This window comes from Kitasatospora sp. NPDC048715 (genome assembly GCF_043198905.1).
Lineage (GTDB): Bacteria > Actinomycetota > Actinomycetes > Streptomycetales > Streptomycetaceae > Kitasatospora > Kitasatospora lactacystinica.
Genome location: NZ_JBICVH010000006.1, coordinates 24,425 through 39,157 on the forward strand (window position 1 = coordinate 24,425; position 14,733 = coordinate 39,157).

Here is a 14,733-nt window from a genome sequence, read left to right on the forward strand (position 1 = left end):
AAGCGGCCGCAGCAACTCCGGTGAACGGGACCTACAACGGATCGTGCGGCGCCGGATACAGCGAGGTCGACTCGCTCGACATCAGCGGATACGGGCGCACCTTTCTGACCTGGAACAAATCCAACGGCTACAACTGCGTCGTCACGCAGAAGTACGGGGCGAACGACGGACCCGTCGAGCTCTACTACATGACGGCCTGGATCCAGCGGACCGCAGACGGCTTCGAGGAGGAGGACAAGAACCTCTACCACCACTACGCGGGTCCGGTGTACGCGAACGGGCGGGCCACCTGCATCAACTGGGGCGGCTACGTGGACGACGCACCCACCGGGGCGTACCAGTACAGGTCGCACTGCGGGTAGCGAGGAGAAGGAGGAACGATCATGATCGTCGAAGCACTCCATTGCGGTGGGGTCGGCCCTCGCGAGGGTCCCGGACGGCTCCGGGGCCTCAGAAGTTCCGTTCCCGCCGTCATCGCGGGAGCCATGACGATGGGACTGCTCGCCCTCGCCACTCCCGCCGCCCACGCTGACGCGTCCGGAGTCTGCGGGAACGGATACAAGCTCATCGACTCCGCGCCGATCGGGAACCTCGGAACGGCCTACCTGACCTGGAGCGCGGAGTCGGGCCGCAACTGCCTGGTCGTCGTGCGCAGCCACCCGGGCGCCGCCCTCTCGATGAATGCCTGGATCGGGCGGGACGACGGCATCCAGGACATCGACTCCGGCTACTACACCTCGTACGCCGGCCCCGTCTCCGTGGACGGCCGCGGCACCTGCATCGACTGGGGCGGTGTGATCCACGACCAGGAAGTCAGCCGCTGGCACACCCACTGCGGATAGCCCTGCCGCTCGGGAGGGGCGCCCAGTCCGACGGCCTCCTCACCTGACGAGAAAGGAGGACACCCGCTGGCCGGCGCGCCCACCGTGGGGCTTGCCCCCGTGACCCTGGCGCCCGGGACGGCCACCGCAACCACCAGCGCCCACAGCGGAGTCTGAGGCGCCGGCTGCTTCTCCTCGTACGCGGGGCCGGTCTGCCTCTACGCGAAGAACGTGTGCATCCACTGGAGCGGCGGCATCGGGGGAGCAGCGACAGGATGCTCGCAGGTCATGTCAGAGCCGACTCCTACTGCAGGTGACAGTCCGAGGACCCGGCTCCCCGGTGCCCGGAGGTGAAGTGCACATCAGGGGCACTGCGCGGGCGGCACGTCGATCGGCAGAAGAAAGAGACCGGGAGGCCCGGCAGCCGTCATGGGTGCCGGGCCTCCCCGGTCGTCGGCCGGTGACATGTCGGGTCCGACCACAAGCTGGTCGACGTGCCGTACGGCTCAGTCCCGCCGGCGGGGAGGCTCGTCGTCCGGGGTGTCAGGGCCGGCGAAGTGGAAGGGCACCGACGGGTGCCCGGCCAGGGCCGGCCCGCGCGTTCGGCGGCCGCGGCGCATGCGAGCTGTCCACCGCCGGCCTCCTCCCCGCCGTCCGGGTAGCGCCTCGCCGTGGTGGAGTGGATGGTGGCCAACGGATGCTCCTGCGCGGGGTCCTCGGTGATCGCCAGCATGACCGTGAACCAGTCGTGGACGGTGTAGCCGTCCCGGACCGCCTCGATCGCCACGACGCGGCCGGGGCAGCCGGCGGCACGAAGCGCCAGGGACTCCAGGTCGAGGGTGCTGTCCGGGCTCCGGGCGATCCGGTTGTCTTGGTGGGTGTAGCGGTCGTTGACGACGTCCTGGGCGATGCCGATGCCGATGCCGGAGCGGACACCGCCGACATCGAGGACGGTCCGCAGCGCGCGGAAGAGGCAGCCCTGGAGGATTTTCCTGTCTCACCCCCGACGCGGGCGCGGCAGCGAGGACGTCCTCGGCTGCGCCCCGGGCCCGTGGGGGAACGAGGCCCGCCCGGCCGGGTTCGCCGTCCGGCTCTGCACCGAGTGCGCCGCGCCTTGGACGATCACGATCGGCGGGAGGGGAGCTCCCGCCGCGACAGCATCAGCTTTCGGCGTCCTCGATCGATGTCGGTGACGACGACCAGGACTTCGTCGCCGACCCCTACGACCTCCTGCGGTGTCCGCACGGGTGTCCGTGCGAGGTCCTTGAGGTGGATCAGCCCCTCGACCCCGTCGGCCACCTGGACGAAAGCGCCGAACGGAACCAGCCCGGTGACCCTTCCGCGCAGTGTCCGGCCCGGCACGACGTCGTCGGCGAGGTCCTGGAAGGGGTCCGGCCGCGTAGCCCGCAAGGACAGCCTGGCCTCCCCGTTCGTGGTGTCGAACTGGAGGAATTCGCACGAGACGCGCTCACCGACCCGGACAATGTCCGAGGCCGTTTCGAAGCGACACCAGGACAGTTCGGGGAACGTGATGAACCCGACCCCCGGGAAGACCGGATGGGCGGGCCCGTCGTCCAGCGCCACGAACACGCCGAACGACTCGATCGACGCGACCGTGCCGGCCAGGATCTCGCCGGGGGCGAGCAGCTTCAGAAAGGCCCACAGCTCCGGGTGCCCGGTGGCTGCCATCGACAGCCGCACCCCGCCCGCGGGCCGGTCGACGGCGATGACCTCAGCGGTGATCCGCCGACCGACCTCCACGCCCTCGGTCCGAGGCCGCCCCCAGGGCAGGTCCAACGAGCCGACGAACCCCAGCGGTCTCGCCGGGAACCCGTCCAACGTCACCGCCACCCCGGAACGGGTGGCCTCCGATACGACCCCGCCGCACAGGTCGCCGACGCGGATCGCTGACAGAAAGCTCCGTACGGCGCGGTCCTCCGGTGCTTCGTGCATACCGGCAAGCCTTTCACGGAGGGAGGGGTGGGCCACCAGGAGGCGGGCGTCGGATCCGGCTCAGGCGGGGCCGAGCCGGTCCGGCCCGTCTGCAGTTCGCTGCGCTCCCCCGCCCTTCTCCGCCCCGCAGCGCGCACCGCCGCCTACGCGCGGACCGGCTCCGACCGCACGAAGGACGTCCTCGCCGCATGCCGTTCCCGTCCGCTCGTCCGTCCGTCCGCCGAGCAGTACCCGGCCGCATGTACGGGCTTGGCATGAGACAGCGACGTTGATGGCGCCGGCTGCCGCAGATGAACGCGGTTGCGACCTCCGGGGACAGCGGCCACCAATGCTGCCCGCGCACCATGCGAAGCCCTGGCACGGCTGACAGCGAAGCCCGGAACGACCCGTCGTCCTGACCACGGCCCGGGGCGGCCCTGCCCACGAGTCCTGGCCTGACTCGGACTTCCGTGTCGCTCTTACGGGAAGTCAGATCCTTGGCGCCAGGCGATGGCGGTTCGGATGGGCACGAAGCCGAGGCGAGGTGAGCTCCAGGGCCCGGTTGTCGAGTCCGGCGCTCATGTGGTCGAGCCAGCGTTCGTACCAGTCGAGGAAGTCGGTGGCGGAGGAGACGTTGGGACCCCAGTAGCCGTCGCTGTTGCCGATGAGGACGCGGCCCACGAGAGGACCGGTCACCGCGATGACGCATACGTCGGTGCAGCCCATCTCAATGATGTGGAGGAAGAGGTCGCGTGCGTGCGCCCCGGGTTCCGGGCTTCCGAAGCCCCGCGGTGCTCCCGGTTCTCCGCGCGGATCCATGACCAGCAGGGAGCACCGCTCCAGCGGCATGAGACCGTAGAACGGTGCCGCCCCGGAGCCACCGATGTGCGTGAGGAACTGCCGGTAGGAATCAGGCACGATGATGTCGTGTTCGGCCTCGAACGCAGCGACGCGTGCTTCCGTCAGCTTCGGACCGAGGCGGAACTTGTGCTGCTCTTCCCCGAAGGAGTGGCTGCGCACCGGTTGGAACGGGATCGCGGCCAGCTTGCGGCGCAGGCGGAGAATGCGGGGATCCATGGAGCGTCTTCTCTCGTTCCCGCCACCGTATCGGAAGCCGGGTCAGCGAATCCCGATGTCGACCAGAACCGTCCCGTGAGCGCGATCTTTGTGCGGCGCGTACTCATTGACGCCAACGACCTGCGGGGCCGGTGACCCTGGAACGGGAAGGGAAGTGTCGGCCCTGTGTAGCCAGCGGGGCCTGGATTCGAACTGAATGAATTGGCGTACCCTGAGACGGATCGTGGCAGGTCAGGAAGTGTCGGCCCCGCACGCGCGGGGATAGCTCCACCCTAGCCGGACGCTTGCCATGTAACCACATGTCGGCCCCGCACGCGCGGGGATAGCTCCACGCCGGACAGCGAGGCAATGGCGTAGACCTCGTCGGTCCCGCACGCGCGGGGATAGCTCCACGGCCCGGACGTGGTGGACCGCCGCCTGCTCGTCGGTCCCGCACGCGCGGGGATAGCTCTGAGTCTCCGGTACCGGCAGACGGTCGTAACTCGTCGGCCCCACACGCGCGGGGATAGCTCTGGCGGCAGGCAGGTAGGTCACGCCGTCGTGCTGTCGGCCCCGCACGCGCGGGGATAGCTCCACTCCTGAACTTCGGCGGATGTACGCGACCGTGTCGGCCCCGCACGCGCGGGGATGGCTCCGACGAGCCACGCCAAGTGCGTGGCGTCCGTCCAGTTCTGAGCAGTTGACCCCACATCCGCTCCTCCGACCCACCCGACACCCGGTAGCGTCATGGGTGCACAGAGTGACGGTGCGCCTCTTGCTCAGACAAGGACCCTCCATGCGCGTCTCCGTGATCGGCTGCGGCCACCTCGGCATTCCGCACGCGGCGGCGATGGCCGAGCTCGGCCACGAGGTCGTCGGCGTGGACGTCGACCGCGAAAAGGTCGAGCGGCTCAACGCCGGCGAGTGCCCGATCTTCGAGCCCGGCCTGCCCGAGTTGCTGGCCCGGCACGTCGGCAGCGGCCGTCTGCGGTTCACCGCCGACATCGCGGAGGCGGCCGCGTTCGCCGAGCTGCACTTCATCGGCGTCGGTACCCCCATCGACGCCGACGGCCGCTCCTACGACACGGGCCAGGTCTTCGGCGCCGTCCGCCGGCTCGCCCTCCACCTCACCGAGCCCTGCACCATCGTCGGGAAGTCGACGGTCACCGTCGGCACCACTGCCGAGGTCACCGCTCTCGTCCAGCGACTGGCCCCGGCGGGCACCGGAGTCGAGGTGGTGTGGAACCCCGAGTTCCTGCGCGAGGGCCATGCCGTGGAGGACACGCTGCGCCCGGACCGCATCATCGCCGGGGTCACCGGCGCCGAGGGCGAGAAGGCGATCCGCGAGGTGTACGCCGGCATTCTGGACGCCGGTGTCCCGTTGTTCGTCTGCGACCCGGCGACCGCCGAACTCGCCAAAGGCGCCGCCAACACCTTCCTCGGTCTCAAGATCTCCTACATCAACGCGGTCGCGGACATGTGCGAGGCCGCCGGCGCCGACATCGCCCGGATCGTGGAGATCCTCGGCGTCGACCCGCGGATCGGCGCGGGCGGCATGCGGCCGGGCATCGGCTACGGCGGCGGCTGCCTGCCCAAGGACGTCCGCGCGTTCACCGCCTCGGCCCGGCAGCGGTGCCGGCGGCGCCGCCGACCTGCTGCTCGCCGCCGAGGGGATCAACGAGTCCCGCATCGGCGTCGCGATGGACCTCGTCGCCGACGCCCTCGGCGACCGGCCGCTCCGGGACGCCCGGGTCACCGTGCTGGGTGCGGCGTTCAAGCCCGGCACCTCCGACGTCCGGGAGTCCCCCGCCCTGGCCCTGGCCCTCGCCCTGTACCGGGCCGGCGCCGTGGTCACCGTGCACGACCCGCAGGCCGTCGCCAACGCGATGGTCCGCAACCCCGAACTCGACTTCACCGCGGACCTGCCCGCCGCACTGGCCGGCGCCGAGCTGGTGGTCCTGGCGACCGAGTGGTCCGAGTACTGGCGGGCGGACCCCGGTGCACTGCTGGATCTGCCCGCCGACCCCCTCCTGGTCGACTGCCGCACCACCCTCGACCCCGAGCCCTGGCGCGCGGCGGGCTGGCGCATCCACCAGCTCGGCAGGCCCGGAAAGTAGCGCAGCCCCATCGAGGGGCAGGGCTGCAGACTCGAAGCAGGTCCCGATCGGGCGGTGATTCCTGCCGGTCCGCCGGAACGACGCTCTCCGAGGGGGCGGACGGTGCACCTCCGCCCGAGGGGGTCCAGTACTGATAGGAGTCTGCGGTCGGGGGATCTGGGTTCGTCCGTAGAAGCGGGCGGTCGGCGGCCCTGCGCAACGGTGACAGGCTTTCGCAGGAACGCAGGAACGCAGGAACGCAGGAACGCAGGAACGCAGGAACGCAGGAACGCAGGAACGCAGGAACGCAGGAACGCAGGAACGCAGGAACGCAGGGCCGGAAGCACAGTTGTGTCGGCAGCGGTCGGGCAGACGATCTACAGAGTTCCGGCGTCCGGCCAGTGGGACCAGTGGGTGTTCGCCGGGAGCGTCGGTCGGTACCGGGTCGGGTCCCCGGAGTCCAAGACCTCGGCGATCATACGGAACGTCTCGTGACCGCTGGGCATGACGTCCCAGAAGTCCTCCGGTTGGTTCCACTCGTCAAGTCGCATCAGCTCCGGCAGGTCGGAGGGAATGCCGGCCCGCAGCTCCGTCTCGTCGGCCAGCAGGAGCGTCCTGTTCGCCGGCGCGAGCAGGCGGAACACGTCCTGCAAAGGGGTGTCGGCGTCGGCGTCGACCGTCAGCGCGGTGCCCCGGACGACCACCCGGACTCCTCCCGCGTAGACCTCGGCGCCGGCGGGATCGATCTCCTCCATGTTGTCCACCCGTGCCAGGAAGTCGCCGAACCCGGGCTCGCCGCGCGTCAGGCAGTTGCCGAAGCGGTGCATGACGTCGATGAGGTTGCCGCCGCGCGGGTTGTAACCCAGCAGTTCGGCGACCACGGCCCAGCGCGTGCTGTCGCCGAGCAAGTGGATCCGCGCATCGACCGGGTAGTAGTAGCCGTTGTCGAGATCAGGGAACTCTCCTTTGTCCGCGCAGAGATCGAACTGTCCGAGGATCGACGAGGTTGTCATCACGTCTCCAGGCTAGGACCGGGCTCTCGGCCGCTCCCTGGCGGGAGTCCGCTGCCCGGTGGCGGCGGCTCAGGCCCGTGACCTGCTCGACGAACGTCCGCCGCCCGCAGGAGACGACTTCGCACGTGAAGCGCCAGACACGAAGCCGCAGCACCACCCGCCGTGCTGCCAGGGGAAGATCGGCGGGAAACCGCAGGTAGGAGCCGTGAACCCGTCCCGACCGGCTCCCCCAGCCCCGGGCAGCAAGCCGTGACCGTCCGGGATCTGACACCGATCCGGATCACGTCGCCGTTGTCCCGCACCGACATCACCCTGATCTCCGGAGCCGACAGGAAGAGCAGAGAACAACGGTCACAGGGAGGTGGCACACCGTAGAAGTTGGACCGGAGCCCTGGCTTTCGGACAGTCAGAGGTGGGGCCAGGGGTCGATGCCCTCCTCCTTGAGGCGTCGTTCCTCCCGCCAGTTCAGGAAGACCGGCTGGTCGGGGGAGAACATGCCCATGGGTTGAGGACTGATCTCGCCGGTCAGGAACCCGACGAGGAAGTCGACCATGCCGCAGTCGTACTCGACCCAGTCACCATCGCGGGTGAGTACGAGGGTGGTCCACCTGTCGGGATCCGGATCCGTGGTGTCCCAGAACGCCTGGCTGGCGCTGCAATCCACGGCCCATGAGATCTTCCCCTCCAGGGCTGGGCCGTCGGCGGGATCCAGATCGAGCAGCTCGTACCCGCACTCGATCAACTCCTCGAAGAGCAGGGGGCCGCGAGAACCCCGGGCGACCTCCAGCGGCAGTCCTATGGAGAGCGAGCAATTGATCGACCCACCACCGTAGAGGGAGACGAAGTCGCGGTAGTCCGCCGGAAATGGAGTGCCCCACCTTTGGGCCGCCTCGTCCCAGTCGATGGGATCGCCGGCTCCGGGGTGCTGCGGCAGAATCCCAGCCAGTCGGGCAACACTCGGGTGCATCAGCAGCGCCTCTCGGAGAACTCGGGCAGAGGCTCCGCCGAGCGTTCGAATGTGCGCGCGGCCCAACCACCGCGGCTTGAGACAGCCTATTGATCAGGTCCCCGCGAGGAGAACTCGGTGACCTCGCTGCCGGGAGATCCGCCGGCCGTCCCGCACTGTCTCCTGCGTCCGCAGCGTCTCGACGGTCGCCGCCGCCCGGCGCCGGGCGGCCGTGTCGGCAACGGCCCAGGCGGCGTGGCCGGCGCCAAGGGGGTCGCAGAGCGCCCGGACGAGCCCGGTACGGACCTCACGACCTGGTTTCCATCGCCTGCAGCCGGGCCCGGGCGTCGGCGACGACCCGCCCCGATTCCTCGGTCATCCGTCCGTCCGCGTCAGTGATCGGGCAACTCATGACCAAGACGGCGAGGCCGGCGAGATCCACCATCGTCACCACCTCCGTGTGTCGGCGGGAATCGTAGTGGGCGAACTCGTCACACGCTTCGACCAGCGCGGTGAACGACGGCAGCCGTTCCACGATCATGAACCGGAGGTCCCGCAGGACGCGCCGGGTGTCCCTGCTGCGCTCGTAGACCGCGGACGCGGCGTCCTCCACCTCGCTCATATCCGTCTCGGCCCGTTCCAGGGCCTGTGCCTTCTCCTGTTCGCCGCGCCTGAGTCTGCGGCTCTGCCACTCCCCGATGGCGGCCAGCGAGAGGACGGCCGGAGCCGCGACGATCAGGGACAGCACCGTCGTCCCGGCCGCCATCCCGCCACCGCCCGCGGCCAGAGACCCGCCGCCGAACCACGCGAGCGTGGCACTGCTGGCCGCCGCCCCGGACAATCCCGAGATCGCCGTGCCGGTCGAGGCGGAGGCGAAAGCTCCCACCGCGAGATAGGCGCCCAGCCCTGCACCGGACCCGACGAGCGCGCTGCCCGCCAGCGTGCCGGCCGCGGCCGCCACGGCACGTTCGCGCAGCCGTCGAAGCTCGATGCCCACCACGTCGCCGACGTTCGGCATCTCGATCGAGGCCGGCTCGACCGGATTGACGCGCTCAAGACGCCGGAACGCCTCGCAGAAGGGGACCAGGGCCTCGTCGTAGAGCGCCTGCCGTGCCTTCTGCTGGGCGGCGTTCTCGGCCGCGGCCCGCTGATCGAGCTCCTCCTTGCACTCCAGCAGACGCTCGTACCTCCGGCGGTTCTCCTTCGCGAGCCTGACGGCGTCGACTATGGCGATGGCCACGCTGCCCCCCTTGATACCGGCTCGGAGATCCTAGTGCCGTACCGGATGATGCCCTCCCGGGGGCCTCCCGGCGTTCGTCAGCGCGAGTGCGATCGTCACCTTCAGCGGCCGGCGGCTGCCGAGCGCCACGCCCACCGGCTCGTTCGCGGCGATCGCCGGCTCGTTCGCGGCGATCGCCGGCTCGGTCCGCACCGCGTGGCGCCGGTTCCTGGGCCGCCACCAGCGGTCCCGTTCCGCTGCCCTGCACATGCCCGGGTGAACCGGAGGATGACGGGCGTCGCCGCTGCGGCCTCCCTGCCCGGATGACCGGGCGGCTATGCGGACAGTCGCCGGAGCCATTCCGTCAGGAGTTGCTGTTCGGCGGGGCTGAGGGTGTTCTGGCCGGGCAGTGCCGCGCGCAGGGCGCGGGCGGCGCCGGCCGGTCCCGGTTCCTGGACGGCGGGTTCCCGGGTGCTGACGGTGGTGATCATCGATACGGACCTGGACGTCGGCGCGTTGTGGGCGGCGGTCGAGGAGACCGTGCCGCGTACGGCGGTCGCGGTCGCGGGGGCGGTGGCGACCGTGGAGGCCCAGGTGCCGGAGGACGACGGGTCGGCCGAGGCGGACGTGCTGGCGGGCCTGTCCCTGTCCGAAGCTGCCGCCGAGCACCTGGACCAGCTGGTCCGGGGTCTGGATGCCGCGTGGCGGCAGATGGCCGACCGGCTTCAAGAGGCCGGTGACGACGCGAAGGTGGAGGTCGTCGTCCCCGAGGGTGGCGGCAGGGCCAAGTTGTCGGTGGACAAGCTGGGTGCGGTGGGTGAGCCGGAGTCGCTGACCTGGCTGAAGAACACCACGGAGGCGATGCTCCCCCGGATCGAGCTGCCGGACCTGCTGTTCGAGGTCCATTCCTGGACCGGGTTCCTCGACGCCTTCGGCCACGTCTCCGAGCGGCGCACCCGCATGGAGGGCCTGCTCGTCTCCCCGGTCGCGCTGCTGGTATCCCAGAGCTGCAACATCGGCCTGACCCCGGTCATCGACACGGAGAACAAGGCGCTGAGCCGCTCGCGCCTGTCCCACGTCGACCAGAACTACGTGCGCGCCGACACCATCGCCGCGGCGAACGCCGCGCTCATCACTGCCCAGTCCCGTATCGAGTTGGCCCAGATGTGGGGCGGCGGGCTGCTCGCCTCCGTCGACGGGCTGCGCTTCGTCGTCCCGGTCAAGAGCATCAACACCGGTCCCTCGCCCAAGTATTACGGCTACAAACGGGGCGTGACCTGGCTCAATGCAGTTCACGACCAGGTGGCGGGGATCGGCGCGATGGTGGTGCGCGGCACACCGCGCGACAGCCTGTACACGCTGGACACCCTGCTGAACCTCGACGGCGGGGTGAAGCCGGAGATGGTCGCGACCGACAACGCCTCGTACTCGGACATGGCGTTCGGCCTGTACAAGATGCTCGGCTTCCGCTTCACTTCCTGGGCCGCTACCTGTTCAACATCACGGCCAGCGGCCCCGGCCAGGGCCTGCGACCCTTCCGCGACCCCGCGGCCGAGGACGACGAGGAAGAGGACTGACCGCCGGCGCACCCAAGACGTTGGGCCGTTCGTTGCACCCCGGGTAGGCCGGGCGGCACCGCCTGGGGACCCAGCGCAAGAAAAGAAGGCTGATCGCCGAAAACCTGGCGCTCGCCGACCGACCGTGGCCCAGCCGACGAGTCGAGAGCAGGGGGCTCAGCGGGCCAGCAGGCCCCGGATCGCGGCCGCGATCTCGTCGGGTGCCTCTTCGGCCATGAAGTGCCCGGCGCGGGTCAGCCGGTGGTCCAGGTCCGGCGCCCACGCCTTCCACACCCCGGCAGCGTCGTAGCCGAGCCGCGCGCCCCAGTCCTGCTGGACGACCGTCACGGGCATGGCCAGCTGCGACCCGGCGTCCAGGTCCGCTTGGTCGTGCGTGACGTCGATGTCCGCCGAGGCCCGGTAGTCCGCGACGATCGACGTCACTGCCGCGGCGCTCGCGCGCAGGTATTCGGCACGTACGTCCTCGGGCATGGTGGTCGGGTCGTTGGCCCAGGCGTCGAGGAACGAGCCGAAGAACGCGTCCGCGCTGCCTGCGATCATCGTCTCCGGCAGGCCCGGCGGCTGCGCCATCAGGAAGAGGTGGTAGCCGACCGCCGCCGAGACGCCATGCAGGACGTTCCACATGTCGAGCGTCGGCACGACGTCGAGGATGCCCAGGTGCGTGATGGTCTCAGGGTGGTCCAACCCCGCCCGGAAGGCGACCAGGGCGCCTCGGTCGTGGCCGACGAGGGCAAAGCGCTCGTGGCCGAGCGCCGCCGCCAGGGACACGACGTCGGCGGCCATGGTGCGCTTGGCGTACACATCGGGGTCGGTGGCCGCCGGCTTGTCGCTGGCGCCGTAGCCCCGCAGGTCAGGACAGATCACCGTGTGCTCGTCGGCGAGCCGCTCGGCGACGTGTCGCCACATCAGGTGGGTCTGGGGAAAACCGTGCAACAGCACGACCGGGCTTCCGCTGCCGCCGACAGCTGCAGCCAGCTCCACACCGTCCGCACCGGGCAGGCGGACGTGATCGAAGCCGGGAATGGTGAGCGTCATGAAGGACCACCCTTTCGGGTCGGGGACTTGACCGGATCATCAGCTTGGGCGACGGCGATCAGCAACCGATCAGTGCGGTTGGGCGCAGCCGACCCCCGGCACGGAGGATGAGGGCATGCGAATCGACGTGCTCGGTGTGGTGCGGGCCCTCCACGACGACGGCAGCCCGGTCGACCTGGGCGGACCCCGCCATCGTGAGGTACTCGCCCGGCTCGTCGCCGCCGAGGGACGGATGGTCACCACCGACACCCTCGTCAATGACCTGTGGACCGATCCGCCTGCCCGCGCCGTCGGCGCTTTGCGTACCTTCGTCGCCGCGCTGCGCCGCGCCCTCGAACCCGACCGACCGCCCCGCAATCCGCCGCGCGTCATCGTCACCGAAGGTCCCGGCTACGCGCTGCGCCTGCCGCGCGAGGACGTGGACGTCCATCGCTTCCAGGACACCCTGGCCCGAGCCCGCCGCAACCCCGCCGCGGTGATCGGCCTCGGCGCGGCACTCGCGGCCTGGCGAGGACCCGCCTACGCCGATGTGACCGGCTCCGCATGGGCGCAGCGCGAGCGGACCCGGCTGGAGGAATTGAGGTTGGAGGGGGTGGAACTGCGCGCCCGGATCCTCCTCGACTCCGGGGAAGGGGCCGATCTCGTCGCCGAACTGGGTGCCCATGTCGCCGAACACCCGTGGCGCGAGCCGGCCTGGGAGCTGCTTGCCCGCGCGCTGTACCGCGCGGGCCGCCGGGCCGACGCGCTGGCCACCCTCCGCCGTGCCCGCGCGATGCTCGTTGACCAACTCGGACTCGACCCCGGTGGCGACCTTCAGCGCCTGGAGACGGACATCCTCAACGGGTCCGCGCCCCCCGAAGGAGCACGTACGGCGTGGACCGGCCCTGGTGTCCGGCTCGGCCCGCGCACCACCGTGGATCTGGCCCGCACCCTCGCACTGGCGGGTGGCGACGCCCTCGTGCGCTCGCGGCGCGACCGCCTCGCCGCCATCCAGGCGGCGGAACGCACGGGAGACCTCTCCCTGACCGCCCGGATCATCGGCGCCTACGACGTGCCCGCCATCTGGAGCCGGGCCGACGACCCCGAGCAGTCCCGCGCCGTCGTCGCGGCTGCCGAGCGCACGCTCACAGGGCTGGGCCCAGACGGCCCCGCCGACCTGCGCGCCCGCCTCCTGGCCACGGTCGCCGTCGAGAGCCGCAGCGCCGATCTGTCCGGGACCGAGCTGAAGCACGCGCAGCAGGCGGCGCGTCAGGCCGAGGAGCTGGCACGGGACCTGGCCGATCCCGCCCTGCTGGCCTTCGCCCTCAACGGGGTGTTCCTGCAGTCCTTCAGCAGCCCCGGGCTCGCGGCCGCACGGGACAGGACCGGCGCCGAGATCCTCGACTTGTCCACCCGGCACGAGCTGCCGAACTTCGCCGTGCTCGGCCGACTCGTCCGCCTGCAATCGGCCTCGGCCCTCGGCGACCTCGACGCCGCGACCGCGCACGCCAACGCGGCCGACCAGCTCGCCGCCACCACCGAGGCGCCCCTCGTCCCCGTCCTCACCGGGTGGTTCAGGGCCCGGGCCACGGCCGCCCGCAGCGCCGAACCCGGCGGACCGACCGCCGCCACGGCAGCAGCGCACTACCGCGCTGCCGAGGACGCCCTCCGGACGGCCGGAATGCCGGGGCTGCACCGCGGCCTGTTCCCGCTCGCCCTACTGGGACTGCGCCTGCTGCACAGCCGGCCCGCGCCCACCGACCCGCACCTCGACTGGGGCCCGTACAGGCCCTGGACGCGACCCCTCGTGCTGCTCGCCCAGGACCGGGGCGAGCAGGCTCGTACCGCCCTCGCTGCGGTGCCCGAGCCACCGCGTGACCACATGCAGGAGGCCATGTGGTGCCTGACCGCCCACGCCGCCGTGCGCCTCGGCGAGCGGGGAATCGCCGCGCACGCTGCGGCTGCCCTGCGTGATGCCTGTGCAGAACACGCCGGCGCCGCCAGCGGAATGCTGACCCTGGGCCCGGTGGCGCGGTACCTGGCAGAGGCGGAGGCATGCGCCGGAGCGGGGTGAGCGACCGCAATCCGCGAGCCCCGGGCCCGTCCGCGCTCACCCCACGGCCCCGGCGGAATCAGGTCGCATGACGTCGTTGACCTGCGTCGGTATTGCCGGAGAGGTCGGCCATCGTCCCTCCGGGGTGGATGCGACGAGTTGTCGGAGGGTCTCCGGGTCGGTTCAGCTGCCGTAGCGCCGCTGCCTTGCGGCGAAGCTGCGGACGGCGCGCAGGAAGTCGACCTCGCGGAACGCGGGCCAGTAGGCCTCGCAGAAGTACAGCTCCGAGTAGGCGCTCTGCCAGAGCAGGAAGTTGGAGAGCCGTTGCTCTCCGCTGGTGCGGATGACCAGGTCGGGATCGGGCTGGCCGGCGGTGTACAGGTGCGGGGCGATGTCGTCGACGGTCAGGGCGTCAGCAACCTCGGTCAGTGACGCGCCGGCTTCGGCCCGCGCGTACATCAGGTCGCGCATGGCGTCGATGACCTCCTGGCGGCCGCCGTAGCCGACGGCCAGAGTGACGTGGGCGCCGGTGGTGCAGGTTCGGGTGGCCTCGACCGCCTCCTTGAGGGCGCGGGCGGTGCTGTCGGGCAGGGCGTCGGTCATTCCGGCGAGGTGGATCTGCCAGCGGGCGTCCGGGCGGGTGAGGCGGTCGGCGACCACCTGCTCGATCAGCCGCATCAGGTAGGTGACTTCGGCGTCGCCGCGGCGTTGGAGGTTCTCGGTCGAGCAGACGAAGACGGTGATGTGCTTGATCCCCAGGGCCTCGCACCAGGAGAGCACCTCCTCGACGTGTTCGGCGCCCGCCTTGTGGCCGAGGCTCGGGTTGGCCATGCCCATCTGTCGGGCCCAGCGGCGGTTGCCGTCCATGATCAGCCCGACGTGCCGGGGCAGTGGGCCCGCCATGACCTCGCGGCGCAGGCGGCGGGTGTAGAGGGAGCGGAGCAGGTCGGGCATGAGCACCGTCCAGGTGGGATGGGAGCGGCCCGCCGGTTCAGGCGGACCCAAA

Annotated in this window: 11 protein-coding genes, 2 pseudogenes and 1 CRISPR repeat array; of the genes and pseudogenes, 5 read left to right on the forward strand and 8 right to left on the reverse strand. The window is 70.8% G+C overall.

All coding sequences use genetic code 11. The features are described 5' to 3' along the window. Positions 1-20 precede the first annotated feature (20 nt). Complete coding sequence (locus tag ACGFSC_RS13295) at positions 21-362, forward strand: spore-associated protein A (RefSeq protein ID WP_359902461.1); 342 nt, start codon at positions 21-23, stop codon at positions 360-362. A gap of 123 nt (positions 363-485) precedes the next feature. Then, positions 486-842, forward strand: coding sequence for a spore-associated protein A (locus ACGFSC_RS13300; RefSeq protein ID WP_359902458.1), 357 nt, complete (start codon positions 486-488; stop codon positions 840-842). A gap of 1,101 nt (positions 843-1,943) precedes the next feature. Here ACGFSC_RS13300 and ACGFSC_RS13305 read toward each other — a convergent pair. Together ACGFSC_RS13305 and ACGFSC_RS13310 are read right to left on the reverse strand one after the other, a co-directional pair. Continuing rightward, positions 1,944-2,810 (reverse strand): S1 RNA-binding domain-containing protein, encoded by an 867-nt coding sequence (locus ACGFSC_RS13305; RefSeq protein WP_359902456.1) that lies wholly within the window; start codon positions 2,808-2,810, stop codon positions 1,944-1,946. 432 nt (positions 2,811-3,242) lie between these two features. Further along, positions 3,243-3,830, reverse strand: coding sequence for an SMI1/KNR4 family protein (locus tag ACGFSC_RS13310; RefSeq protein WP_359902454.1), 588 nt, complete (start codon positions 3,828-3,830; stop codon positions 3,243-3,245). Between the two features lie 240 nt (positions 3,831-4,070). Then, a CRISPR array of direct repeats spans positions 4,071-4,464; the repeat unit is 22 nt; unit sequence CCCGCACGCGCGGGGATAGCTC. A gap of 141 nt (positions 4,465-4,605) precedes the next feature. Here ACGFSC_RS13310 and ACGFSC_RS13315 point away from each other — a divergent pair. Next, a pseudogene (locus ACGFSC_RS13315) lies at positions 4,606-5,926 on the forward strand (UDP-glucose dehydrogenase family protein). A 356-nt stretch (positions 5,927-6,282) separates the two neighbouring features. Here ACGFSC_RS13315 and ACGFSC_RS13320 read toward each other — a convergent pair. The 4 genes from ACGFSC_RS13320 to ACGFSC_RS13335 all read right to left on the reverse strand — a co-directional run bounded on the left by ACGFSC_RS13320 (position 6,283) and on the right by ACGFSC_RS13335 (position 9,574). Continuing rightward, positions 6,283-6,918 carry a DUF7003 family protein gene (locus ACGFSC_RS13320; RefSeq protein WP_392863411.1) on the reverse strand — a complete coding sequence of 212 codons (636 nt, stop codon included), beginning with the start codon at positions 6,916-6,918 and terminating at the stop codon, positions 6,283-6,285. A 406-nt stretch (positions 6,919-7,324) separates the two neighbouring features. Further along, on the reverse strand, positions 7,325-7,885 hold the full coding sequence (locus ACGFSC_RS13325; RefSeq protein WP_359902448.1) for an SMI1/KNR4 family protein: 561 nt from the start codon (positions 7,883-7,885) through the stop codon (positions 7,325-7,327). Positions 7,886-8,171: 286 nt separating this feature from the next. Next, positions 8,172-9,104: a hypothetical protein gene (locus ACGFSC_RS13330; protein ID WP_359902446.1), complete on the reverse strand. Its 933-nt coding sequence runs from the start codon at positions 9,102-9,104 to the stop codon at positions 8,172-8,174. 314 nt (positions 9,105-9,418) lie between these two features. Then, entirely contained in the window at positions 9,419-9,574 is a 156-nt protein-coding gene (locus ACGFSC_RS13335; RefSeq protein WP_359902443.1) for a hypothetical protein, read from the reverse strand. A gap of 127 nt (positions 9,575-9,701) precedes the next feature. Here ACGFSC_RS13335 and ACGFSC_RS13340 point away from each other — a divergent pair. Next, positions 9,702-10,559: pseudogene (locus tag ACGFSC_RS13340) on the forward strand (Tn3 family transposase); the annotation flags it as partial. Positions 10,560-10,816: 257 nt separating this feature from the next. Here the strand turns inward: ACGFSC_RS13340 and ACGFSC_RS13345 are convergent. Next, positions 10,817-11,695 (reverse strand): alpha/beta hydrolase, encoded by an 879-nt coding sequence (locus ACGFSC_RS13345; protein ID WP_359902441.1) that lies wholly within the window; start codon positions 11,693-11,695, stop codon positions 10,817-10,819. Positions 11,696-11,810: 115 nt separating this feature from the next. On the opposite strand from ACGFSC_RS13345, the gene ACGFSC_RS13350 reads away from it, so the two are divergent. Next, on the forward strand, positions 11,811-13,748 hold the full coding sequence (locus ACGFSC_RS13350) for a BTAD domain-containing putative transcriptional regulator (protein ID WP_359902438.1): 1,938 nt from the start codon (positions 11,811-11,813) through the stop codon (positions 13,746-13,748). Positions 13,749-13,910: 162 nt separating this feature from the next. Here ACGFSC_RS13350 and uppS read toward each other — a convergent pair whose 3' ends face one another. Further along, the gene (uppS, locus tag ACGFSC_RS13355) at positions 13,911-14,687 is read right to left on the reverse strand and encodes a polyprenyl diphosphate synthase (protein WP_359902435.1); all 777 of its coding nucleotides are present in this window, start codon (positions 14,685-14,687) and stop codon (positions 13,911-13,913) included. Positions 14,688-14,733 lie beyond the last annotated feature (46 nt).